Annotated in this window: 21 protein-coding genes; 7 read left to right on the top strand and 14 right to left on the bottom strand. The window is 46.5% G+C overall.

Going from position 1 to position 24,481, the window contains the following annotated elements:
• Positions 1–116: 116 nt before the first annotated feature.
• A complete protein-coding gene (locus tag AYW75_RS01325) occupies positions 117–2,453 on the bottom strand; it encodes a glucose/quinate/shikimate family membrane-bound PQQ-dependent dehydrogenase (protein ID WP_067094278.1) in 2,337 nt (778 codons plus the stop codon).
• A gap of 302 nt (positions 2,454–2,755) precedes the next feature.
• On the opposite strand from AYW75_RS01325, the gene AYW75_RS01320 reads away from it, so the two are divergent.
• Complete coding sequence (locus AYW75_RS01320; RefSeq protein WP_067094275.1) at positions 2,756–4,906, top strand: FAD-dependent oxidoreductase; 2,151 nt, start codon at positions 2,756–2,758, stop codon at positions 4,904–4,906.
• Positions 4,907–4,994: 88 nt separating this feature from the next.
• Here the strand turns inward: AYW75_RS01320 and AYW75_RS01315 are convergent, their stop codons facing one another.
• Positions 4,995–6,521: an FMN-binding glutamate synthase family protein gene (locus tag AYW75_RS01315; protein WP_067094272.1), complete on the bottom strand. Its 1,527-nt coding sequence runs from the start codon at positions 6,519–6,521 to the stop codon at positions 4,995–4,997.
• Positions 6,522–6,685: 164 nt separating this feature from the next.
• Between AYW75_RS01315 and AYW75_RS01310 the strand changes: the two genes are divergently transcribed.
• A complete protein-coding gene (locus AYW75_RS01310) occupies positions 6,686–8,326 on the top strand; it encodes a phosphoethanolamine transferase (RefSeq protein ID WP_197478873.1) in 1,641 nt (546 codons plus the stop codon).
• Positions 8,327–8,489: 163 nt separating this feature from the next.
• Here the strand turns inward: AYW75_RS01310 and AYW75_RS01305 are convergent, their stop codons facing one another.
• From AYW75_RS01305 to AYW75_RS01275, 7 genes are all read right to left on the bottom strand, one after another.
• Complete coding sequence (locus tag AYW75_RS01305; RefSeq protein WP_067094267.1) at positions 8,490–9,548, bottom strand: class I SAM-dependent methyltransferase; 1,059 nt, start codon at positions 9,546–9,548, stop codon at positions 8,490–8,492.
• Entirely contained in the window at positions 9,538–10,137 is a 600-nt protein-coding gene (locus tag AYW75_RS01300) for a gamma-glutamylcyclotransferase family protein (protein ID WP_067094264.1), read from the bottom strand. Before AYW75_RS01300 ends, AYW75_RS01305 begins: the two co-directional genes overlap by 11 nt.
• 92 nt (positions 10,138–10,229) lie before the next feature.
• Entirely contained in the window at positions 10,230–10,796 is a 567-nt protein-coding gene (locus tag AYW75_RS01295) for a copper chaperone PCu(A)C (protein WP_067094261.1), read from the bottom strand.
• Between the two features lie 60 nt (positions 10,797–10,856).
• Positions 10,857–11,255 (bottom strand): hypothetical protein, encoded by a 399-nt coding sequence (locus AYW75_RS01290; RefSeq protein WP_067094258.1) that lies wholly within the window; start codon positions 11,253–11,255, stop codon positions 10,857–10,859.
• A gap of 198 nt (positions 11,256–11,453) precedes the next feature.
• On the bottom strand, positions 11,454–12,584 hold the full coding sequence (locus AYW75_RS01285; RefSeq protein ID WP_082856360.1) for a DUF4147 domain-containing protein: 1,131 nt from the start codon (positions 12,582–12,584) through the stop codon (positions 11,454–11,456).
• 116 nt (positions 12,585–12,700) lie between these two features.
• On the bottom strand, positions 12,701–15,676 hold the full coding sequence (locus AYW75_RS01280) for an NAD(P)-dependent oxidoreductase (protein ID WP_067094251.1): 2,976 nt from the start codon (positions 15,674–15,676) through the stop codon (positions 12,701–12,703).
• Positions 15,677–16,186: 510 nt separating this feature from the next.
• Complete coding sequence (locus AYW75_RS01275) at positions 16,187–16,603, bottom strand: GNAT family acetyltransferase (RefSeq protein WP_067038567.1); 417 nt, start codon at positions 16,601–16,603, stop codon at positions 16,187–16,189.
• 336 nt (positions 16,604–16,939) lie between these two features.
• Between AYW75_RS01275 and AYW75_RS01270 the strand changes: the two genes are divergently transcribed.
• A complete protein-coding gene (locus tag AYW75_RS01270; protein ID WP_067094248.1) occupies positions 16,940–17,428 on the top strand; it encodes a hypothetical protein in 489 nt (162 codons plus the stop codon).
• The gene (locus tag AYW75_RS01265) at positions 17,415–17,954 is read left to right on the top strand and encodes a DNA-deoxyinosine glycosylase (RefSeq protein ID WP_067094245.1); all 540 of its coding nucleotides are present in this window, start codon (positions 17,415–17,417) and stop codon (positions 17,952–17,954) included. The genes AYW75_RS01270 and AYW75_RS01265 overlap by 14 nt, the downstream gene beginning before the upstream one ends.
• A 19-nt stretch (positions 17,955–17,973) precedes the next feature.
• Here AYW75_RS01265 and AYW75_RS01260 read toward each other — a convergent pair whose 3' ends face one another.
• Positions 17,974–18,867, bottom strand: coding sequence for a LysR family transcriptional regulator ArgP (locus AYW75_RS01260; protein ID WP_067094242.1), 894 nt, complete (start codon positions 18,865–18,867; stop codon positions 17,974–17,976).
• Positions 18,868–18,975: 108 nt separating this feature from the next.
• On the opposite strand from AYW75_RS01260, the gene AYW75_RS01255 reads away from it, so the two are divergent.
• The gene (locus AYW75_RS01255) at positions 18,976–19,587 is read left to right on the top strand and encodes a LysE/ArgO family amino acid transporter (RefSeq protein ID WP_067094239.1); all 612 of its coding nucleotides are present in this window, start codon (positions 18,976–18,978) and stop codon (positions 19,585–19,587) included.
• Positions 19,588–19,738: 151 nt separating this feature from the next.
• Here the strand turns inward: AYW75_RS01255 and AYW75_RS01250 are convergent, their stop codons facing one another.
• The 4 genes from AYW75_RS01250 to AYW75_RS01235 are packed head-to-tail and all read right to left on the bottom strand — an operon-like array spanning position 19,739 to position 22,568.
• Positions 19,739–20,467 (bottom strand): amino acid ABC transporter ATP-binding protein, encoded by a 729-nt coding sequence (locus AYW75_RS01250; RefSeq protein WP_067094236.1) that lies wholly within the window; start codon positions 20,465–20,467, stop codon positions 19,739–19,741.
• The gene (locus AYW75_RS01245) at positions 20,454–21,104 is read right to left on the bottom strand and encodes an amino acid ABC transporter permease (RefSeq protein ID WP_067094233.1); all 651 of its coding nucleotides are present in this window, start codon (positions 21,102–21,104) and stop codon (positions 20,454–20,456) included. The genes AYW75_RS01250 and AYW75_RS01245 overlap by 14 nt, the downstream gene beginning before the upstream one ends.
• Positions 21,101–21,763 carry an amino acid ABC transporter permease gene (locus AYW75_RS01240; protein WP_067094231.1) on the bottom strand — a complete coding sequence of 221 codons (663 nt, stop codon included), beginning with the start codon at positions 21,761–21,763 and terminating at the stop codon, positions 21,101–21,103. Before AYW75_RS01240 ends, AYW75_RS01245 begins: the two co-directional genes overlap by 4 nt.
• A gap of 10 nt (positions 21,764–21,773) precedes the next feature.
• Entirely contained in the window at positions 21,774–22,568 is a 795-nt protein-coding gene (locus AYW75_RS01235; protein WP_067038586.1) for a transporter substrate-binding domain-containing protein, read from the bottom strand.
• Between the two features lie 356 nt (positions 22,569–22,924).
• On the opposite strand from AYW75_RS01235, the gene AYW75_RS01230 reads away from it, so the two are divergent.
• Together AYW75_RS01230 and AYW75_RS01225 are read left to right on the top strand one after the other, a co-directional pair.
• Positions 22,925–23,872: an SPFH domain-containing protein gene (locus AYW75_RS01230; RefSeq protein ID WP_067094228.1), complete on the top strand. Its 948-nt coding sequence runs from the start codon at positions 22,925–22,927 to the stop codon at positions 23,870–23,872.
• Entirely contained in the window at positions 23,872–24,333 is a 462-nt protein-coding gene (locus tag AYW75_RS01225; RefSeq protein WP_067094225.1) for an NfeD family protein, read from the top strand. Before AYW75_RS01230 ends, AYW75_RS01225 begins: the two co-directional genes overlap by 1 nt.
• The last annotated feature ends 148 nt before the right edge of the window (positions 24,334–24,481 follow it).

The raw sequence follows: 24,481 nt of genomic DNA, 5'->3' as shown, positions 1-24,481 counted from the left end.
TTTATGGCATCGTTTCGTTATAACTAAAAACTCATATCCCCTCCAATTAAAAAACTAAAAGAAATAAAAAGCCCAGCAGGGCTGGGCTTAGTGGTCTTGCAGACTGAGACTTTCGATTAGGGTAACTTATAGGCCACAACATAATCCCCGATAGTCGTACCCAGAGAGCCATGACCACCTGCTACTTGTATGACCATTTGCTCACCTTGACTATTCAAGTATGTCATAGGTGTAGCTTGGCCACCGGCTGGCAAGCGCGTTTCCCATAACTGGGCACCTGTTTTGACATTGTAGGCGCGTAAATAGTTGTCCACACTTGCAGCCATAAATGCGACACCGCTGTCTGTTATAATCGGCCCACCGATACCAGGAACGCCCATTTTGATCGGTAATTTCAGTGGTGTTAGATCCTCAATGGTGCCGTTTTTATGTTGCCACGCTGTTTGGCCCGTTTGCAGATCAACCCCAGCAACATACCCCCATGGTGGTTGCTGACATGGGATACCAATAGGAGACAAAAATGGCCCCATTTGCACGGCATAAGATGCGCCTGCGTTCTCGTTAAGGCCTTGCTCACCTTGATTCGTTTCACCCAAATCTTGGCCTTTTTTGGCCACTAGCTTGGACGTAAAAGCTAAGTACAGTGGCATACCAAACATCACTTGGCGTTTGGGGTCGACGGCTACACTGCCCCAGTTGAACACGCCAAAGTTACCGGGATATATCAAAGAGCCTTCTTCAGAGGGCGGCGTGTAACGACCTTCGTAATTCAAGCTGTTGAACTCAATACGGCACAACATCTGGTCGATAGGTGTGGCCCCCCACATTTTGGCTTCTGTCAGCGGATCAGGCTTAAACGTAACCGCTGATGTCGGCTGAGTTGGCGCAGTAAAGTCGCCAGGGATGGCACCTTTAGGTGCGGGTTCTTCAGAGATAGGAAAAATCGGTTTGCCTGTTGCACGGTTCAGTACATAGACATCGCCCTGCTTCGTTGGAACTACCAATGCAGGCTGCTTACCATCGTCCGTGTCTAAGTCAATCAGAACGGGCTGTGCAGGCGTATCCATGTCCCACAAATCATGATGCACAAATTGTTGCACCCATTGCGCTTGGCCCGTTTCAAGACTCAACGCCACAACAGACGTAGAGTACTTTTCATCCGCAGGAGAGCGGTACATCCCTAATTGATCAGGTGTACGGTTGCCCATTGGAAAATAAGCCAAACCAAGTTCTTCGTCCGCACTTGCTACCGACCAGCTATTTGGCGAGCTAACCGCATACGTTTCATCTGCTCCAATGGGTGTCGTGTCCTCAGGGTGGCCAGCATCCCAGTTCCACTTCAACTCACCGGTCTTCACATCGTAACCACGGATCACACCCGATGGCGAGTTAACCGCATAATTATCGTTTACAGCACCAGCGACCACCACTTTGCCATTGGCCACTAACGGTGGCGACGTGGAATAGTAGTAGCCCGACTGTTTGTAAGGCATGTTATGCATTAAGTCTAACGTACCAGCGTCAGCAAAGTTCTTACACAGCGCCCCTGTCACCGGATCAAACGCCAACAAGCGAGCATCTGATGTTGGCATAAATAACTGAGCATCACACTGAACCGGCGCTAAGTCTTCAGAAGGCTGTGTCATTTTCATGGCGATATTTTGCGTGTTTGAGTTACTTGAAGGCAAATACGAAACACCGCGGCACGTCTGATGCTGACGCTGACTCTCTGCAGGTACTTTGGCATCGTACTTCCAAAGTTCTTTGCCCGTATCGGCATCCAGTGCAATCAACCAGTTGTGAGGGGTACAAAGATACAGAGCATTGCCAATTTTAAGGGGGGTTGCTTGATAAGTAGTTTCCGTGACATCTTTCGGCCCTTTGGTATCGCCCGTTTGGTACTCCCATGCTAATTCAAGATCTGAAACATTCTCGATAGTAATTTGATTCGTAGGTGAAAAGCGTTGCCCGAGATTACTGCGGCCATAAGCCAACCACTCATCTTGCCCTTCAAGACCAGTATTGGCATCTTCATCAATGACTTTTTCTGCCATCGTGCCTTTAACCGCAGTAGAGTCTTCCATTGCCAGTGGACTTAACGTGATCGCTCCACAAATTGCCCACACGGGCAGTAACAAAGCATTGGCACGCACACCTTGGCGTCGTACGAAAATCAATAGAGGCACTGCCATCACTAACCAAAGCCCCATTCGACTCGCGAGTGGCCACCAGTTTAGTCCTGACTCCCAAAGTGCCCACGCCATTGTTCCCAGTAGTAGCAAGGCGTAAACAGAATTGGCCACTACTCGGCGACGCTTAAGCGTCACACCGACGACGATAAACATTAAGCCAGCAATCAAATAGTAAGGGCTTCCACCGAGAGCTAAGAGCCAAACTCCACCGGCAGATAACGCAATACCCATTACATTAAACAGTACGGTTAAAAGAATCATGGTACAAATGAACTCCCAGTGAAAATAATAAAGTGGCGGTTTGTTTATTTAGAGTAGAAACTATTTTCACAAAAGGTAAAAGCTCAGTAGTACTGTTCCCCGTTTGTTAAGAATTTGCGTAAAATGTGCACCCACAAGTCACTAATTTAATGAAAACTAATACTTAGCCACCTCACGAAAAAAGCCATATGTAAATCAAATTATTTTTATTTGTTAGTGATGTAATATTTTTCTAGCGCTTCCGTCTAATAACAGACAAAACTAGAGTGGCATAATCACCTTATTTAATCGGGTAAAATTATATGAAAAAAATTGTTTTAGCCTGTACTGTTTTATTGTTGGGCGTCATCCTTTTCACCCAATTTGGTGACTATCTTACGCTCACTTCGATGCAGCAAAACCTAGCGCAATTTCAGGACTGGCGAGATCAACAGCCTATTTTAGTCACCCTCGTTTTCTTTGTGCTGTATGTGTTGATGACAGCGCTGTCCATTCCTGGTGCGACATTGCTAACGTTGGCTGGCGGCGCTCTATTTGGTTTAGCTTGGGGTCTGGCGATTATTTCCTTTGCCAGCACATTAGGCGCTACGCTCGCTTTCATTGGCGCACGTTTCTTTTTGCGTGACTGGGTGCAAAAACGCTTTCATCAACGCTTAAAGGCGATCAACCAAGGCGTTGAAAAAGATGGGGGATTTTACTTATTCACACTTCGTTTGGTGCCGGTTTTCCCTTTCTTTTTAATCAACTTACTCATGGGTTTAACTCCAATCAAAACTTGGACCTTTTACTGGGTGTCTCAAGTCGGCATGTTGGCAGGCACAGCCGTGTACGTGAACGCAGGCACACAATTGGCTCAGATCGACAGCCTTAGCAGTATTGTTTCTCCGAGCTTACTCGCTTCGTTCGCTCTGTTGGGTATTTTTCCTTGGATAGCAAAACTGGTACTGGGCTTCATCAAAAAGCGTCGAGTGTACGAGCAGCATCAACCACCAAAGCATTTCGATCGTAACCTAATCGTTTTAGGTGGAGGCGCTGCAGGGTTAGTAAGCGCCTACATTGCAGCTACAGTAAAAGCCAAAGTTACCCTTATAGAACAACAACATATGGGAGGCGATTGCCTCAACTTTGGCTGTGTACCAAGTAAAGCCTTGATCAAAAGTGCCAAAGTAGCGCATCAGATGCGTCATGCCGAGCGTTACGGCTTAACCAATGCCACACCAGAGTTCTCGTTTAAAACCGTTATGGCTCGCGTGCAGGACGTAATCAGCCAAATTGAACCACACGATAGCATTGAGCGTTATACCAATCTCGGTGTCGATGTGCGTCAAGGCCACGCTAAGCTGATAGACCCTTGGACCGTTCGCATTACTTCCCCTGATGGAAGTGAGGACACACTAACCAGTCGCAGCATCGTCATTGCCACCGGAGCTCGACCTTTTGTGCCTAAAATGAAAGGCTTAGATGACGTTCCGTACGTCACCAGCGATACTCTTTGGCAAACATTTAAGGACTTAGATGTACCACCTAAGCGTTTATTAGTTCTAGGCGGAGGTCCCATTGGCTGTGAATTATCCCAAGCACTGCAGCGTCTTGGTAGCCAAGTCACTTTGCTTGAAAAAAGTGAGTCTTTACTATCAAGAGAGGATAAGGATGTCAGCAGCTTAGTCAAAGATAAGCTAGCGGCCGAAGGCATCGATATACGATTACAAACACACGCCACACACTTCGTTTTTGAAGATGGCCAAGCCAGCGTCTATGCTTCTGAGAAGGGTAAAGAAAGCCGTATCGAGTTTGACTATGTGCTGCTAGCGTTAGGTCGCCAAGCACGCTTAGAAGGCTTTGGCTTGGAAGAATTGGGCATCCCTTGCGAACGAACCATCGAGACGAATGCGTTTTTAGAAACCTTGTATCCGAACATTTTGGCGGCGGGCGATGTCGCAGGGCCATACCAATTAACGCACGTAGCAGCACACCAAGCTTGGTATGCCAGCGTAAACGCCCTATTTGGCCAGTTAAAACGCTTTAAGGCCGATTATCGTGTGATTCCTGCAGTCACTTTTGTTGAGCCTCAAGTGGCTCGTGTGGGACTGAACGAAGCCGAGGCCAACGCTCAAAACATTGACTATGAAGTAACGGTTTACGATGTGTCTGATTTGGATCGCGCCATTACTGAAAGCCAAGCCACCGGTTTTATCAAGGTTCTCACTGAGCCCAACAAAGACCGTATCTTAGGTGTCACCATTGTGGCTGAACAAGCGGGAGAAATGCTGCCTGAGTTTGTTCTAGCGATGAAACATGGACTCGGATTAAACAAAGTATTGGGCACCATTCATGCTTATCCAACTTGGGCTGAGGCCAACAAATATGCCGCTGGAGAATGGAAAAAATCCCACGCGCCTAAGGCCATCATGACATGGCTTGCGCGTTATCATGCATGGCGCAGAAGAAGTTAACTGATACGCCACAGACAAGCATACGTTAATCTTAATGCTTGTCTGTGGCGGCGAGTGAATTACTAAATTTTATAGATCGATAGAGACGTTAAAATGCATCCGCCTCATGTCGGTCAGCGTTTTCTTTTGGCAACGGATTCACATCGTCGTAGCAAACAGAATGACTTTGATCTTGAATCATTCGTACATGCTTACGATTAAGCTGGCGCGCTTCACTCACACCACAAGCATGAGCAATCAAACCAATGCTGTACGCTATTTCACTGGCGTAGTTTGCAACACGGACAGATTTTTCTTCCGGCACCAGCCCTTTTTGCAGCTCAGTATCGTGCGTAGTAATCCCTGTAGGACATGTATTATGGTTACATTTCAGCGCTTGAATACAGCCTAATGAGAATAAGAAACCACGAGCACTGACCACAAAATCCGCCCCCATTGCCAAAGCCCAAGCCGCTTTGCCAGGCGTGATTAATTTGCCTGTTGCAATAATCTTGATACGCGAACGCAAGCCATAGGATGTCACGCGATTAACAACTTCAGGTAAGCTCTCACGGATGGTTACACCTACATAATCGATCAATGTTTGCGGGGCTGCGCCCGTACCGCCATCAGCACTGTCCAAAGTAATGAAGTCAGGCGCATACTCCAAACCACGCTGATGGATGCGAGAAAAGAACTCATCAAAAAAGCTCAAATCACCGACCACCATTTTGATACCTGTAGGTTTGCCAGTTAATTCACGCACATGGTGAATCATGTTAAGCAAATCATCGGTACAAGAAATGTCGACATGACGATTGGGGCTGATCGAATCTTCACCCTCTTTGATATGGCGGACCTCAGCGATTTCAGCGGTTACCTTTCCCCCTGGCAGCATGCCACCTTTGCCAGGCTTCGCGCCTTGAGACAGCTTAATCTCGATCATTTTCACTTGCTCATAAGAAGCGACTTTCAATAGACGATCATCGTCTAAATGCCCTTGTTCGTCTTGCACGCCGTATTTTGCAGTACCAATTTGAAAGACAATATCGCAGCCGCCTTCAAGATGATAAGGCGATAGACCGCCCTCGCCAGTATTCATCCATATACCGGCTTGTTTTGCACCTTTTGATAAGGCTCTTACTGCTGGTTTAGACAGGGCACCATAACTCATCCCGGAAATATTCACTAAGGACGACGCTCGGTATGGATGACGCGCGGTGTGCTCACCGATACAAATTTCTGCTGGTTTAACCGCCTCTTCTTTCAATTTAGGAAACACGCTGCTGACAAAGAAAATATCGCCAGGAGTTTCTAACGAGCGTGTCGAGCCAAAGGCCGTTGTGGTATCTTCGTGTTTTGCAGCACGGTAAACCCAAGAACGCTCAGCACGATCAAACGGCCGCTCATCACGGTCAAAGGCAAAGAAGTATTGGCGAAAAAACTCTCCCATGTGCTCAAGGGTATAGCGCATGCGGCCAATGACAGGATAATTTCGGCGTATCGTATGTTTAGTTTGGCTAACATCAACCCAGTACATAAAAGCGATGTACACACACCCTACAACCAAAGCACACAAAAATATTAGCGCCCCCCAGTGAATGATGGATTCTGACAAACTCGTCAAAAAGTTCATGCCCTTTCCTTAATAATTAACGTTGTAAATTAAGATGACATGAGTCTGACGAATGAACAACTCCCAAAACAAGCAAGAGTACAGTAAACAATCAGCACTTAAGCTACTGTTAAGAATTGCCACATATATTGCGATGCTTAAAATAATGTTTAAGGCTGTTATCTGTGAGACGCATTCTATCCGCAAGGCCCTCTATTAAAATTCAACACTTAATTCTTCTGTTATCGTTGTATTACTCGTTAGTATTGAACAGAGCATTATTAGACAAGCTATTTCAACTGGCCGCTGACAGTAATCTTGCGATATTCCCTTATACCGCTCCCATTCTATTATTTTGCTTACTGGCGTTTCTGTTTACCGTGGTTTCGCTTCCTTACGTGTTTAAACCGTTCATGATTTTCCTAACACTCACATCAGCGGTTGCCATGTATGGAGTTGAGCAGTACCACATTTTACTGGGTGTGAGCATGATGGAAAATGTCTTTGAAACCAATCAAAATGAATTGAGTACCTACATTAGCCTGAGCTCGGTACTTTTTATTATGATGTACGGCATCCTCCCTAGTTTATTCATTGGCTTCGTTAAGATTGAGTATCCGAAAGGCATCTGGGGACAATTTAAACCACGCTTAGGTGTTTTTTTAATCGCTATCATTGGCATCGGATGCGTTCTTTCAACGGAATATAAAAACTATGCATCCATCGGTCGTAATAACCATTATTTAGGAGGAATGATCATTCCGGCTCAGTTTTTTAACTCGATAAAGTACCTAAATAAGACCTATTTTACAGCCCCACTTCCTTACGTCTCGTTAGGTGACGATGCCCAGATTGCCACCAGCCAAAATGCTAAACCAACTCTTGTGGTACTCATCTTAGGAGAAACCGCTAGGGCAAAAAATTTTTCATATAATGGCTATGAGCGTAATACTAATCCTTACACTATGGTCGATCCCCTCATTACATTTACAGATGTAACATCATGTGGCACCTACACCGCTCGTTCAGTACCTTGTATGTTTTCCGATTTGGGTCAAAATGATTTTGAAAAAGCACGTGCTCAAAGCCGAGATAGCCTTGTCGACGTGATCAGGAAAGCCGGTGTCGAGACGTTATGGATTGAAAATGACGGGGGCGATAAAGGTGTTGCTCGGACAAGCAGCACGATGAATGCTATTTCTCAAGTCAGCCCTTTTTGTCAAAAGGATTACTGCTACGATGAAAGCTTAATTGCACCAATGAAAGCGTTTATTGAGTCAGCGCCACAAAACAAATTTGTCGTGCTGCACACGATGGGAAGCCACGGTCCGACTTATTGGCAACGCTACCCTCAATCGATGGAAATTTTCTCGCCTAGCTGCAATCAAAGTGATATCGAAAATTGCACCGATGAGGCAATTCGGAACGTGTATGACAATACCATTGCCTACACAGACTATTTCATCGCCAAGACCATTGAGACACTTAAACCCTTTCAGTCACAGTACAACATTGCCCTATCGTACATATCCGATCATGGAGAATCATTAGGCGAAAGTGGCCTATATCTTCATGGTACGCCTTATGCCATAGCACCCAAAGAGCAAACTCACGTGCCATGGCTACTTTGGCTACCCGAACAATACGCACACAGTAAGGGGATTGATAAAGCGTGTGTGTCAAAGAAAGCAAGTGAAACAGCACTTTCTCACGACAACTTATTCCACTCTATTTTAGGCTTATATGGCATCCAGACTCGTGCCAAAAGCCAACAATTGGATCTGTTCAGCTCATGCAAAAGCCATCTTCTAACACATGACGCATAATCGCATAGCGATTTTTTCCGGACTCCCCACTACCCCAACGACCGGCGACTCCATCTATGCCAACAATTGGCTGTAATAATCCATCCAACTGAAAAAGCACAATCACCAAACTGGATTGTGCTTTTCTAATTAACAAGAACTAACGCATTGAACGCTGTATCGCTTATTTCTTGATCTGACGAGCGTGATAAATCACAAAACCCTGCGCTTTATGAAGCTTTTGATGCTTACCTAACGAAGCATCGATCAATGGCGGGTAACGTAAGAAATCATTCGCAACTACGAACAGTTCGCCGTTTAAGGTTAAATGCTGTTTCACACCGATAAAGAAACGCTCTGCGATGGAGTAGTCGGTATGAACGCCTGAGTGGAATGGCGGATTGGTAATCACATAATTAAACCGGCCTTTCACATTATCCAAGCCATTCGATGCAATCAGCGTCAGCGCGGCACTTGCGTCATTGGCCGCAAACGTCAACTCAGTGGCTTTCAACGCCAAAGCCGAGTCATCCAATGCAGAAATATTGGCGCCCGTTTTTTGGTGTAACCACATACTGATAATGCCGTCACCACAACCAAAATCAAGCAAGCGCGCATTGGCAACATCACTCATAAAACGATGCTGCGACAACTGTTCCAGCAGCAATGTTGTGCCTTTATCAGTTTTACCATGGCCAAACACCCCTGGAATACTGCATAAGGTGAACGTCTGCCCTGCCACGTCTTGATCCCAGCGTTTGACCCATTTATCAAATACAAAGGGCGTCGCTTCACCCAATTTACGCCCGCTAAACAGCAAACAGTGCTTGGCACTTTCAACTTTGCCCACTTCTTCAAGCGGCGCCACCAAGCGCTTCATAGAAGACTTCACACCACTTTTGTTATCGCCCACTAGCCAAACACAGCCACCTTGCTTCAACAAAGGTAACGTGACCGCTAGAAGATAATCTAATAGCTCTTTCGCTTTCGGCTGATAAATAATGACGTGGTCAAATTCATTCGCCTTGGTATCATCCCACTGGTGACCAAAGTGTAAAACGTCTTCACCCATCCCCAGTCGAGTCAGAAGGTCAAACACTGTACGTGACTGACACCAAGCATAGACCGTTGCGTCTTTGCTTAAATTATGTGGGTAAGCGTCTTCTGGGTTGGCGAATAATACCTTGCCAGTGAAGTGAGATGCGTTGCGCTCTAGCAGTAAGCTAGGGGAATTAAGAGTCATAGGATCGAGATAGCTCATGTAAGGTCAGGTTCGAGACTGGCGCTAATAAATGATTCAAACGCTCAGTCGAAAGGTCTAGTTGGGCCCGAGGATAAATCGGTGTCGGGCGATCGTTCACCAGTGGCGCATGCCAGCCTTTGGTAAGCGATAAAAAATCATCAGTGAAAGCCGCGCCATGCTCTAAGCATCCCGCTAGAATGACATCCACATAACTCAATACAATCGGGTACACATGACACGGCTCTACCACTTGCTGTGTATGGTATACCCAATAGGTACCTTCTGGTAACGTTTCTTGGTGATAAGACTGTAATTGATGGCGCTCAAGTTGAGCACGCTGATAGCCCTGTTCACGCTCATCAAATAATGGAAACTGATCTTCCGCCACTTCGATTAGCACGCCGTTACAAGCTTTCGCTTCGGCTTTCATCACCGCTACTGAACTCATTCCCAGAGCCGAAGACATCACCGCCCACGATCGTTCATAGCCGAGTAACTTCACTGGCCACACTTGGCCTGTTTCACCCGTTTTAGCACGGCTTTCTGAGCTGATAAGGCTGCCGTAGCCTAGAATAAAGTGGCGGCTCATGGTCGATTCCTTCACAGGGTCACAAAGTTAAAACCGAATGATAACGCGCGTCGCCGGCGGAGGCTAGCGACTAAGCGGCCCCCGCCAATCGATTAATGATGTGCGCTGTGCTCATCCTTATCTTTCATCTCATGGCCTTCATGACTCTTCATGTCATCATGCTTCATCGTTGAATGGTCCATGTGTTTCATCGACATGCCCGCTGGCATATAGCTCGCCATTTGTTCAGGAGACATCACCGGCGCTTGCATAGGAATGCGTTCACCATTTTTCATCACTAACGTGAACTTGACTTGGTCGCCGGCTTTAAAGGGTTTCGCTAAGCCAATCATCATGATGTGATAACCACCAGGTTTTAGCATCGCTTGCCCATGTGCTGGTACAGCAATATGAGGCACACGCGCCATCACCATAGTGTCGCCTTCCATTTTACTGATGTGGATCTCAACCGTGTCCGCTGCATCACTTTCCACATCCACCAAAAAACGCTCTTGATCAGAATGATTGGTCAGTGTCACGTAAGCACCACTGGCTGGCGCACCCGGCGGCATTGCTCGTACAGCAGGATCGGACAATTCAATAGTGCTGGCCAATGCCAAGCTAGACGCTGATGCTGTCGCTAACAATACAACCGATGAAATAAACTGTTTAACAGGCATAAATTGCCCTCCTAGAAATTGGGTATTGGATTTTACGCGTATTGATATGTAACGGATGAATCAGATAACCAAACTAGGAGGTGCTCGGGGAGAATAATGAGCATCGAAAGTCGCGAGAACGTGCCCATTATGGGGGATTGCCCAGCGCGCTGGTGCAAAATTCGTGTCTGGCAGAGGAAAATCAACAGCCAGAATAGAGAGATGATCGACATTCAAACCACATTTACAACTGGCATGTAATTGGCCAATGTGGTCTTTCACTTTACTGTCTGAATACTCGGAAAGCGGTACTTTAATAAACTGTACGCCGTTCATTAAAGTACATACACGCAGAACGACATAGTCATCTTGCACAACCGGCTGCGTTGGCACCACTAAGGGTCCCAGCAAGGACAGCATCCAGGCAAATAATACCCAGCGTCCGTATTTACGCAAACCTGAAGCGACTGTATTCGACATTATCATCTCAACATTAGAAGTAGCGATATTGTAGATAAAACCCTTCGCAAAGGATAGTGCGCGCGCAGCACGCTATCTCATCACGTTACGCTGTATCTATAGAATGAGTGGCGGGCTCGAAACAAGAGAAGCGGCTCAAATCTACAGCCGCTTCCCCTATTTTTAACCGTTAAAACGCGCTGTAAAAACTAGTAATAACTAGCGCACAATCGCAATTACAACATCCATAACATTGGTGTTAGTTGGACCCGTAATAAAGATGCCATCATGCTCTCGTAAATACGTCCCCGCATCAGCGCGTTTAAGCGCATCACGCACTTGCTCTACGTTTACGGCTGTCGAACCGTCCACAATACCGCCAGCTGCGTCGGTTGGACCATCACTGCCATCGGTACCTGCAACCAAAATCAGTATGTCATCACGGCCGACAATATGCTGTGCCAAGCCTAACGCTAACGCTTGGTTACGACCGCCGCTACCAGGATTCTCTGGCAATTTTACCGTCGGCTCGCCACCGTAGATGTACACACCAGGCGTTGCTTTCGCTAACTCTTGACCGATACGCTCCGATAACACAAGTACATCATCGTAGAGACACTCTTGGTTATCATTGACAGTAAAGCCTAGCGCTTTGGCTTTTGTTGCCGCCGCGGTACGCGCTACTTCGTTGGTTGCGATTAGGTCAACGCTCGACTTCGTCGGACAGCGCTTCGTATCACCCGTTCCTGAGCCAATGGTTGCAATGCTGTCGCCCTCTACGTCCGAAATCGCTAAGACGCGCACTTCCGCACCTTTAAAGTTCAACAGCAGCTTACCGTCTTTGATTAGCGAGGTTTCTTTGCGGCGCGCATTGATTTGACCAATGTTATAACCGGCCGCCAGCATTTGGTCTGTCAATTGCTGCCAATCTGCTAATGACACATCATCAGGTAAGGCTTCTGATAGAGCCGACGTTCCCCCTGAAACAAGCAACAATAGCTTGCCCCCAGGTACCATGGCGTCGACTGTCGCTAGCATTTCTTTACCGGCATCCAATGAATGCTGATCTGGCACCGGATGCGCCGATTCGATCACTGTCACATTAGGCGCCGCCCACATAGTTTGATCTGTGTGATCGTATTTGGTCACCAGCAGTGCTGGGCAGTCTGGGTTAGAGGCTGCCAGCGCTCCGGCACACATGCCGCTCGCAGCCTTACCTACAGCAATAATTTGATCTGGCTTAAATCCATCAAGCGCCGATACAGCTCGATAGGTTGCACTGTATCCTGCGACCGCATCAATGGCAGCGTTAAAAATAGCAACTGCGGAATCTTTATCTACTGAATGCAAATCTGTTCCCCTCATTTTCCTAGCGGCATAATATATAAAAAAGCCGCATCAACAGGACTTACGTCACGGCGTTGATGCGGCTTATCGAGCTATCTATTGGAACTGGCTAATAGCGATTACTTTCCGAATGGACCTTGAAGACCATTTTGTGCAAGTAGCGTACCGTAGATATTAGAGTTCAATACCATCATTTCCGTGTACTCTGCAACCAATGCTGCACGCTTGTCTGCATCTTCTGTCGCGTTAATTGCGCCCCAGTAAGCTGCTAATTGTGTTGCACTGTCTGCAAGTTGCTTGATCTGCTCAGCAGATAAGTTCGCAACCGAGCTAGAGTTCACTTTGCCCACACCGTTTACTGTTTTAGCGCCACCATCTGTAAAGCCTTCAGGTAGATCACCTTTCAGATTCACAACTTTACCATATTGAATAACCGATAGAAGTTGGTCAACAGCTTGCTTAGCACCTTCAACACGAGAAACGTGCTCAGTGTCTGCTGCAGCGTGCGGAAGAAGCTCCATCTTACCAACGTGTTTTTCGTAGATGTTACGGTATGGAACCATAGGACCAGACAATTCGCCAGTCTCTGGATCTTTAAATAGATCCGCATCGATCGCTGCGTAGCGGATTTGGCCGCTTGCTAGTGCCGCATCAAGCGCTTCGATATCAACTACTTCACCGCGGTCGTAGTTCACTAGTACGGCACCTTCGTTCATTGCAGAGAAAACGTCTGCATTGATGATGTCAGCGTTAGCGAACTTGCCAGAGTCAGCGTTGAATGCACCTAGACCCGTGTGTGGGCTAAGCACATCAGCGTCTTGCGCTGCTTCAACGATGCTAGACGCGTAAGTAAAGCCTTCAGATTCGATCCACTGCTGGTGAGCAGGACGCGCGTAGACAGATACGTTCATGCCGAATGCCGCACCCAGTTTCGCGACTTCACGACCGATGTTACCGTAACCAACCACCGCAAGTTTCTTACCTTCTAGCTTCGTTGTTGGGAATTCAGCAAGGTTCTTACCTGTGTCGAAGTCACCAGCAACAACGCGATCATGCATTGCAGAAACTTGTAGGTCTGGTAGTACTTTAAGTAGCGCTTTCATTGCTGCTTGTGCTGTTGCACGAGAGTTGAAGCTTGGCGTGTTCATCAGTGGTGCGACACCACCTTCACCGTTACCGCCGCCCCAGCTAGCAGAACCCATGTTACCCGTACCCGCACCGATACGTACGCCACCTAGCTCGAATTTAGACTCAGCTGGGAAGAAAGTTGCTGCTGCGATCACGGCATCGTATTGACCTTCGCCAGTTTCCGCTAGCAGCTCGTCTTCACGGCTTAGGCTTGGCTGGTAGAAGAAATGTACTTTACCTTTCGCAAGCTCGCCTGCGTCAGCGACAGAACCGAAGTGGAACTCACCGCCTTGAGACTTAATGTACGCGGCCACTTCACTGCAGTCGGCTTCGCCATCTGCATTGAATACCATACCAACAAGATCAGCAATCAATACTTTGTAAGCGCGGTTAGCGTCGTCTACACGAACGTCAGCAGCATTTGATGCAGAAACAGCACTTTCGAAAGACTCGCCTTGCTCCGCTAGAATTTCTTCTAGGACAGCATTTTTCGCACGTAGGTAGCAGTACTGGATGTTGTCTAGTAGCGCCGTAATATCAGCCGTTGGACGAATACCACCGATCCATGCACGGTAGTCACCTGGAGAACCTGGGAATGCGTTCACGTAACGTGCAACGTCTAGGCCTTTCTCATGGGTGCCGTCTGTGTGAGTAACGCCTTCGTAACCTAGCATTTGCTTAGATTTCACGATGATACGGTTGTGTACATCTGCATCTGTGATGTCTTTGTCAGTTACTTTCAGAAGAGTAACCGCTGCACCACGAGAATCAGAGTTCTCTACACCAAGTTCAAATAGGTCGCTGTTTGCGATCCACTCGTTTACTAGCACACGGTTTTGCGCAGAACGTGCGTTCAGTGTGTATACATCACCGATCATGCGCTCGTTGCGTAATACAGCGAAAGTAGTTTCAGCAAATGCAAGCGTACTGAATGTGTTGATGATACCACCCAACATTTGATCTTTTTCAGCGTCGTAGATAGGACCAAGATCTGTTGTTTTTTCGCTTGATAGAGGCGCTTTTGCATCGCGTGGCACAGCAATTTTCAACTGACGAGGAATCGCCCATGCTGGATCTTTTTGATTCGCATTGATACGCGCAAGTGCTGGCTTCGTCAGAGAGACAATGAAGTAACCAGAGATACCACCGATGGCCTTTTGGAACGGCATGAACATGTTACATTTCGTCAACACGCCATCTACTAGCTCTTTTGACCAAGGCATAGCACCTAGAAGAGATGTCGCGTCGATTACCGCGTGGTGTTCTTCTGGGTTTGCGTCAACCCATTCTAGAAGGTTGCGGATTTCTTGCTCTGTGTAAGTTGTCGCGCCTGTTGTTTCGTGACCAACACCAAAGAACAACTTAACGCCTTTCTCTTGTAGGAAAGATGCGCTAGGGATCGCGCCTTCGCCTTCTGCGAAAAGGATACGGCTTTCGTCACCGTTCGTTGCATAACGCTGAAGTTCCGTTAGCTGAGTACCCCAAGATTGACGGAAGAAGCCGCCTGCTTTGCCTTCTTCTGATTCAGGCTTAGGCGTATCAACAAAAACGATTTGTGAAGGATCGTTTGCTGTCATCAAGTGAAGAGCCGCTGCAGTGAAACCGCTGTGACCACCACCAAGACCTACAGCCATGCTGTTGGCTTTAGGGAAACCAAAGTAACGGTGGATTTCACGCATCATGTCATTTAGGACTTTATCTGCAGGGTAACCACGGTGCATACCACGACCTAGCTCAGCCGTTGTGAAACTGCCAATACGGTTACCTTTGTCATCCAGTTTTGGATAGTTTTCTTCTATCCAAGCATCAAATTCAAAGCGTAATTGACGTGCATCAACTTCATTCTGAGTCATATCAGTGATAGGACCGACACCAAAAAATTGGTTGCTAGTCGCTTTAGGCGCACCGTTTTGAGTCATAGAAAGCGCACTGGCGCGTGCGGATTTGATTTGCTCAATAGAAGTCATCTTTTCGTTACCTGCAAGATAGTTAAATTCGTATGCTCTGGCGTTTTAATTTTTTTAAAACCAGACAAGGGCTCTCTGTCTTATTTTGGGAATAATGCGTTCAGCTTTGATCAGCATTACGACAGAGCATTGCTTCTTTGTTTAAGCACAAAACGATATAAGAAAGAAAATCTGTATAACTTTTGTCCTAGTACACTTAGTTTAATCGTGTTTAAACGTGTGAATGTATACTAAAAACGTCAAAATTATGCGCTTCTACTACATATGTAGAATAAGACAGAGGGAAGAGGCATGGTATTACGCTCAGCGGTCTAGTAATCGTAATGCCAAAGAAACCTAAGCAATTAAAATGAGAAGCAAGAAATAGCCATGACAACGCGATGTCAGGTAGCGTTATCAAGGTTTTGAGGAAGTAGACAAAAAAGCAAACAGCAGGTATTAACGGTCGGAGCCTCCTTTTGTGTCACCGTATTTCAAGACGAGACACAAAGATCGTTCAAAGAACAGACACTAACCGTCAATTAATTTACCCATACTAATGCGTTTTTCTACTTCAAAACCCAAGGATTCGTAGAAAGCAATCAGTTCTGGATTGTTCACCTCACGCACCTGAAGATTCACTTTAATACAGCCAAGAGATTGCAGTGTCTGAAACGAAGCATTGATCAAATTTGTTCCGACACCTTTACGACGGTAGTCTGGGTGTACAGCAACGGCATACAACCAGCCACGGTGACCGTCATAGCCAAGCATACAGGCACCAATTAACTTGCCCTCTTCCCAAGCCACTAAAATCAGATCATCTACATCCAGTTTCGTGGGTAACATAGAGCGTGGTGCATTGTGGGACGGATCATCTGGAAAGACCATTTCCCAAAGTTCTACCAATGGCTCTAAATCAATGGGTTGTACCCTTCTTATCGTCATCACACCTACTCCTATGAGGACACCTGTTTACATACCAATATATACAAAAGCACCATCAATGCACATCATGGCCCTAAATAGTTGCTATTAGATTTCTCAATTTAACAAATATACATGAGGAAATGCATAATTCTGCAACATGACTCCTCTCCAATGACAAATAGTTGCCCAACTTTTCACCTTCTTATCGAAGACCTACCGAAATCCATTAGCCGCCGTTTGCACCTCATCATAAAAAGAATTTCCAGTGCAACGCGAACTCTTCAATGCTCATATGGTCTGTTACAGGGTAAAATACGTAACAGACTAAAAATTCGATTAAAGAAACTCTGACTTATGAAATTTTTCAGCAAAGTTGAGCTGCTGTTTTACGCTGGCGCATTTGTGTCTGTGTTTGGTGTAGCAGCCATCGTTAAAATGATTCACTCGGAAGACCCGCTTCCAGAGGCATTAGGACCTTGTAATTTAGACACTGGTGCGTGCTATTTACAGGAAACACCGAAACGCTTTAACGGTGCAACCATCCAATTTGAAGACGGTATACGCCTTAATCGCCGTATTAATACGACATTGGAATTACCAAAAGCAGTTCAAAATGCTCAAGCCGTGAAGCTCGTACTTGAAGGTCGAGACATGTACTTAGGTGTTTACGAATACCCACTGAGAAAATTGCCAGATAATACATGGCAAAACCAAGTCGTCGTGCCCTTATGTACCGATGAGCGCATGCAGTGGGTGCTGAAAGTTCAAATGGTCGATGCCATGGGACGAGATCAAGAGTGGGCTTATTTATTCGATATTGAAAACCCAAATGAAGCCCTCTAACCCCTTATTGAAAAGTTTCGCGCCAATAGTGGATGAACAAGCAACCACATTGGTGCTCGGCTCTATGCCAGGCCAAGCATCTCTGGACGAGCAACAGTATTACGCACACCCTTACAATCTGTTCTGGAAAATCCCAGCTGCGGTATTAGACCAGCCTGTACCAGGCGCTTACGCAGAACGCGTAGCCATGTTGAAACGCTTTAAGGTTGCGTTATGGGACGTATTACAACACTGTGAGCGGCAAGGCAGCTTAGACTCAAAGATTGTCGCGGGTAGCGAGCGGGCCAACGATCTGCTCGGTTTGCTTTCACAGTACCCAAACATTTCAAAGCTTTGCTTCAACGGACAAAAAGCTTATCAATCCTTCAAACGCCACTTACTAAAAAATAACCCAGTCTTCTTTGCAGCGTATGAACTCGTCATTTTACCTTCAACCAGCCCTGCTAATGCCTCAATCCCCAAGGAAGTAAAGTTCGAACAGTGGCAGCAACAGGTTTGGCTAAACTCAGTAAACGCCATACTTTAGAACTAGATTTGGCAATCGCCTATCCCATCGCACTCTTTGCTTGAGCGATAAAGACACGAGTTAGATTACTCAAGACAGCGGAGCGCACTGAGGTATGCTGCCAATACAAAGGCACATCCACAGTGACGCGGCTGTCTAACAACACAACTCGTTGTTCTGCCAACGCTGACTGAATCATGCATTCCGGAACCATACACCATCCCAACCCTAACGCCGCTGCCTCGACAAACCCTTTCGAGGTTGGTAAGTAGTGTGTTGGGGGCGACAGTGGCTGATCGGTAAATTGCGCCATGAAGCGGCTTTGCAAAGTGTCCTTACGATTAAACACCAGCATCGGAGCTTGCTGAAACGCCTTAGCTGTCAGACCGTTGGCAAAGTACCGCGTTTGATAAGCAGATGAAGCAATCGCATGGTATCGCATAGTCCCGAGTGAATGAATATCACAGCCCTGTATCGCCTTAGCCTCTGACGTCACAGCTCCTACCGCAGAGCCATCTCGCAATAAACTTAACGAATGATCTTGATCGTCGACAATCACATCAAATAAGTAACCAAAATCATGAGTTAAGGCGGCTAAAGCTGGCAACACCCAAGTCTCTAGAGAGTCATCATTGACCGCAATTTTGAGGCGACGTATGGCTGTCTCAGCGGGTTGATCCAACTGAAAATCTGAAAAGGCTTCAGCTTCCAGTACCAACATCGGCTGAACCTTACGCAACAAGATCTGCCCTGCTTCAGTTGGTCGACAAGGCGGCTGACGTACGATCAAGACCTGTCCGAGACGATCCTCTAACGCTTTGACTCGCTGAGAGATTGCCGATGGTGTCACTGCCAAGCGTTTAGCCGCACCGTCAAAACTGGCTTCTTCTATGATGGCAGCAAACGCTGCCAATTGTGGATGCAATAAACTCATCATCACCCCAGATTAATTTATCTTAATCATACTCAGAAAAATTAAATTTACTAATTTAACGTTGCACACCATGATTCACCCTACTTATCACCTCATAGGAAAGTCTTGATGCTACTCACAGCACTATTAGCAGGATTCACCACTGGAGCAGGCTTGATCATTGCGATTGGATCACAAAATGCGTTTGTTTTACGTCAAGGTTTACTACGTAGACATGTTGGCGTGATCGTAGCGATCACATCCTTGAGCGACATTTTACTCATCAGTGCCGGCGTTGCGGGCATTGGCTACATCGTCAACGAATGGCCAAAAGCCATTCATCTACTTCAACTTGGAGGCGCAGTGTTTCTTGCTGTGTACGGACTGCAAGCCGCATACCGTGCCTGGACTGGCGCTGGCGCCCTTCAAGCCAGCCAATCAGGTGCAGGAGCTTCACTAAAAGTGGCTGTATTAACCTGTTTGGCGTTCACGTTTCTTAACCCACATGTTTATCTCGACACCATGGTTTTGCTCGGCAGCTTGTCGACTCATTACCCTGGCGTCGGGCAGATTGTTTTTGGCATTGGAGCCTGCTGCGCGAGTATCGTCTGGTTTGTGGCACTAGGCTACGGTGCTCGGCTACTGCGTCCGGTGTTTAACAACCCCAACGCGTGGCGGGTTTTGGATGGGATCATTGCGGTTTTCATGCTAACTCTCAGCGTATTGATGATCTTGAACTAATTATATGTATATGACCTACTTTGCTCGTTAAGAGTATTAAAACTGACTTTCTAGTCGTGTCTTTAGATAATTAATAACTCTCGAAGCGATCCATTGAGCTAACCGTCAAGTCCAGTATGGTGATAATCCTGTTGCTATACTGGCACTTTACCTACAATACCGCCCCGATAAACTGTTTCAGTTCTTCTGTCTGAGGTTCTGATAAGAGTGTTTTCGAATCACCCTGTTCCCATACTTTGCCTTGATGCATAAACACCACTCGATCGCCCACATCGCGTGCAAAGTTCATTTCATGGGTTACCAACACCAACGTCATTCCTTCTGCGGCCAGCTGCTCCAACACTTTCAGTACTTCGCCCACTAATTCAGGGTCTAATGCTGACGTAATTTCATCACATAACAATACCTTAGGGTTCATTGCCAACGCTCGAGCAATCGCCACACGTTGCTGCTGTCCGCCGGACAATTTCTCTGGATAACTGTCAAACTTATCCCCAAGCCCCACTTTTTCTAGCATTGCCTTAGCGATCACTTCAGCGTCGCGCTTTGACTTTTTCAACACAATGGTCGGCGCAAGCATAATGTTTTCGCCGACTGTTAGATGCGGAAACAAATTAAAATTCTGGAAGATCATACCAACGCTCAACGCCAAACGACGTACTTGAATGTCTTCTGATGTCACCTCTTTATCGTCTACCGAAATCCCACCTTGCTGATATTCTTCAAGACCATTAATGCAACGTAGCAGTGTGCTTTTGCCAGAGCCGCTTCTGCCAATGATCGACACGACTTCGCCAGCCTTAATGTTTAAATCGATGCCTTTGAGTACATGAAAGTCGCCATAGTATTTATGGACTTGATCAAGCTTAACGAGCGACATGGTATTTCTTCTCCAAAAACTGGCTGAACAGTGACAGCGGATAACACAAAGCAAAATAGATCAGCGCCACGAAAATAAAGACTTTAAACGGTTCAAAGGTTGCGTTATTCAACATAGTGCCCGCCTTGGTTAACTCAACAAAACCAATAACCGACGCAAGTGCCGTGCCCTTAACCACTTGCACAGAAAAGCCGACTGTCGGAGCAAAAGCCACACGCATCGCTTGTGGCAAAATGATGAACCGTAGCGTCTGCAAAAAATTCATGCCTAATACTCGGCTGGCTTCCCATTGCCCTTTTGGTAAGGTGTCGATACAACCACGCCAGATCTCAACTAAAAAAGCACTGGTAAAGAGCGTCAGTGACAGAATAGCGGCGCCCCATGCTGAAATTTCATAACCCATCATGGATAAGCCAAAGAAGCACAAGAACATCTGCATCAACAACGGCGTGCCTTGAAACAGCTCAATGTAGACCTTAACAAAACGCACCATAACCGGATTGCGAGTCAAGCGAATCGCGCTCAAACATAAAGCCACACTGGATCCGCACACAAATGCCGCCAGCGAGAGCAATACTGTCCACTGAGTCGCAAACAACAAATTGCGTACAATGTCCCAGTTCGAAAACTCAATCATCGGACCTCCCGATACGCAAACACACGCTTGCCGATTAAGCTAAAGGCATAGCGCATTAACATAGCCAAACCTAAATACATCAACGCCGTTATGACATAGCTTTCAAAAGCGCGGAAATTGCGCGACTGAACTAAATTGGCGGCATAGGTTAAATCTTGAACCGAAATTTGTGATAACACTGCCGAGCCCAACATTACGATGATGCATTGACTGGTTAACGCTGGATAAATCTTTTCAAACGCTGGCGTGAAAACCACGCGCATCAGAGTTTGGCGAAAGTTCATCCCCAACACCTTAGCTGCTTCCCATTGCCCTTTAGGGATGTTGCTCAACCCAGCACGAATGATCTCAGTACTGTAGGCACCTAAATTAATCGTTAACGCAATGATGCTGGCTTGCCATGGCGTCAATAAAAAGCCGATCGATGGCAAACCGAAGAAGATAAAAAACAACTGCACAATAAAGGGGGTATTACGAATCAATTCCACGTAAGCCGCTACAACTCGACGGCTAGCCTTGCTTCCATATTGACGGATCGACGCACACAGCGTGCCCACCATCACCCCTAAAAAAGTCGTCAACACGGTGAGCTCGATGGTGGTCAACAGACCACCAAGAAACACATCGGTATACGGCAATAAGTCCGAAAAATTCAGCATAGCCTACGCCTTACACACCAAAGCCTGCTGGTAACGGCGCTTTTAGCCATTTCATTGAAATGTCATTGAGCTTACCCTCGGCTAATGCTTTCGCAATGATGGCGTTCACTTCGCTTTGCAGCGCAGCTTCCCCCTTCGCCATACCGATGTAACACGGCGAGTCTTTTAGCATAAACTTCGCTTCTGGCGCTCGAGCTGGTTTGCGTTTCGCAATTTCCGTTGCCACCAAATTACCCGTCGCAATCAAGTTAACCTGACCTGTTAGGTAAGCGGTAAGTGTGGTGTTGTTATCTTCGAAACGCTGAATATTGACGCTAGTCGGGGCATTTTTTTCTAGCTCTAAGTCTTCTACCGAGCCTCGCGTGACACCGACCGTTTTGCCTGATAGATCTTGAAGCTCTCCTACTGAGACACTTTTCTCACCAAACACACCGAGAAAGAACGGCGCATACGGTGTCGAAAAATCAATCGCTTTCTGACGCTCAGGGTTTTTGCCCAAACTTGAAATAACCAGATCAACCTTACTGGTTTGCAAATACGGAATACGGTTTGCGCTAGTAACCGGCACAATCTTTAAGTCCACGCCCATTTGATCAGCAATGTAATGCGCCATATCAACATCAATGCCTTGGGGCTTTAGATCAGCACCAACGGAGCCAAACGGAGGAAAGTCTTGCGGTACAGCAATTCGAATTTCATCACGAGATTTAATATCACTTAGCACATCGGCGGTTGCCGTCATTGCCGCAGCCACACAAGCAGTTGCGATTAAGGTTTTACCAAGCAGTTTTTTAAGAGCTTTCATTGTCAGACTTCCTCGCTTCATTTATAGAGAATATGAAACGAAGTTTGCAACACCTGTGCCAATATGAAACAAAAGTTTCTTTAAATGACTTTGATGAGACGAAAGTCCCAAGTATTCAAACTATTACCTCAAAATATAACTAACACTAGCTTAACTAGTTGACCAATAAGTCAATTATATGAACGCCAACCCTTAAAGCACAATCGCTATACCATGCACCAATACCGAACACGTTTCAGTCTATTGACTTACTATTAAGCTGCATTTCATTGACCAATTAAATGGTATCTTTGCCCTAACAAGCACAGTAAACTCGGACTGTTTATTTATTGACCTACTAGGAAAGACCCAACGCCATGGATATGATCGAGACTCTCATTGATAACTTATTTACAGTGCCCGTCGCACTGCTAATTTTTGCTCTAATACTGCTTAAATCTTCTATTATTTTTGTACCGCAAAACCGAGCTTACTTAATTGAACGCTTTGGTAAGTTCCGTTCCACTAAAGAAGCGGGCTTGAACTTTTTAATCCCGTTTATTGATCGTGTCGGCGCGGATCGTTCGTTGAAAGAGCAAGCCGTGGATGTGCCGAAACAAGGTGCGATCACCAAGGACAACATCTCCCTGCATGTCGATGGCGTGTTGTACTTTCGTGTACTTGATCCGTACAAAGCGACTTATGGTGTCGATGACTATGTTTTTGCCGTCACTCAACTGTCTCAAACAACCATGCGTTCTGAATTGGGTAAAATGGAGCTGGATAAGACTTTTGAAGAGCGTGATGCACTGAACACCAATATTGTCGCGGCCATCAACGAAGCAGCCGGCCCGTGGGGTATCCAGGTACTGCGTTACGAGATCAAAGACATCATTCCACCACAATCTGTCATGGAAGCGATGGAAGCCCAAATGAAAGCGGAACGTGTGAAACGTGCCCAGATCTTAGAATCTGAAGGTGACCGCCAAGCGGCGATCAACCGAGCAGAAGGTCAAAAACAATCAGTCGTTTTATCCGCTGAAGCCGATAAAGAAGAGCAGGTTTTGCGTGCCGAAGGTGAAGCCAAAGCCATCATCGCTGTTGCCAATGCACAAGCCGAAGCCCTACGTACGGTCGGTGAATCTGCGAATACGGAAAGCGGACAAAAAGCCATTCAGCTAGACTTGGCTACGAAAGCGATTGAAGCCAAGCACGCAATTGCGAAAGAGTCGTCTATGGTCATCCTACCGGATAGCTCAACGGACGCTGGCTCTCTTGTTGCTCAAGCCACCTCTATTATCAGCCAACTGAATAAGCACGCGTAATGGATTTTATTACCTCTCACCTCGTTCAAGCACTCGCTGTCTTAGGGCTAGTGCTACTCGCTGTGGAAGTCATGGTATTGGGAATCAGTACTTTTGTACTCTTGTTTGCAGGGCTGGCACTTTTGTTGACCTCCCTGTCGATGTACATGGAGTGGATCCCAACCACGTGGCAATGGGCTCTGATCGCTACCACGGTCTACACTCTGTTAACGGGCATCGTACTGTGGCCCATTATGAAACGGGCACAACAAACCCCAGAGCACTCCACCGTCAGCAGCGACTTAATCGGACACAGCTTTGTACTGCCCGAAGACGTTGCGCCTGATAAACAAGTGACTTATCGCTTCTCTGGCATTGAATGGCGCTTAATCACCAACGACCCCATCGCCAAAGGTACTCTTGTCGAAGTGGTGAATTTGCAAGTAGGTGAACTGTACATCCAAGCGAAAGAAACACCTTAAAGCACGCTTATAAAGGGGCGATTCGCCCCTTTCCTTTATCTCGCCCAACTAAGCACTAACTCATTGATCTACCAAGTAGGCGAGCTTCTTTTCGATGCACTACACTAATACTTTTATTTCCAGCTAACGTTGACCCGTTATCTTTTCC

The sequence above is a fragment of the Marinomonas atlantica genome, assembly GCF_001639725.1.
Classification (GTDB): domain Bacteria; phylum Pseudomonadota; class Gammaproteobacteria; order Pseudomonadales; family Marinomonadaceae; genus Marinomonas; species Marinomonas atlantica.
Note: the sequence above shows the minus strand (reverse complement) of the source record. Positions and strands in the feature narration are given on the sequence as shown.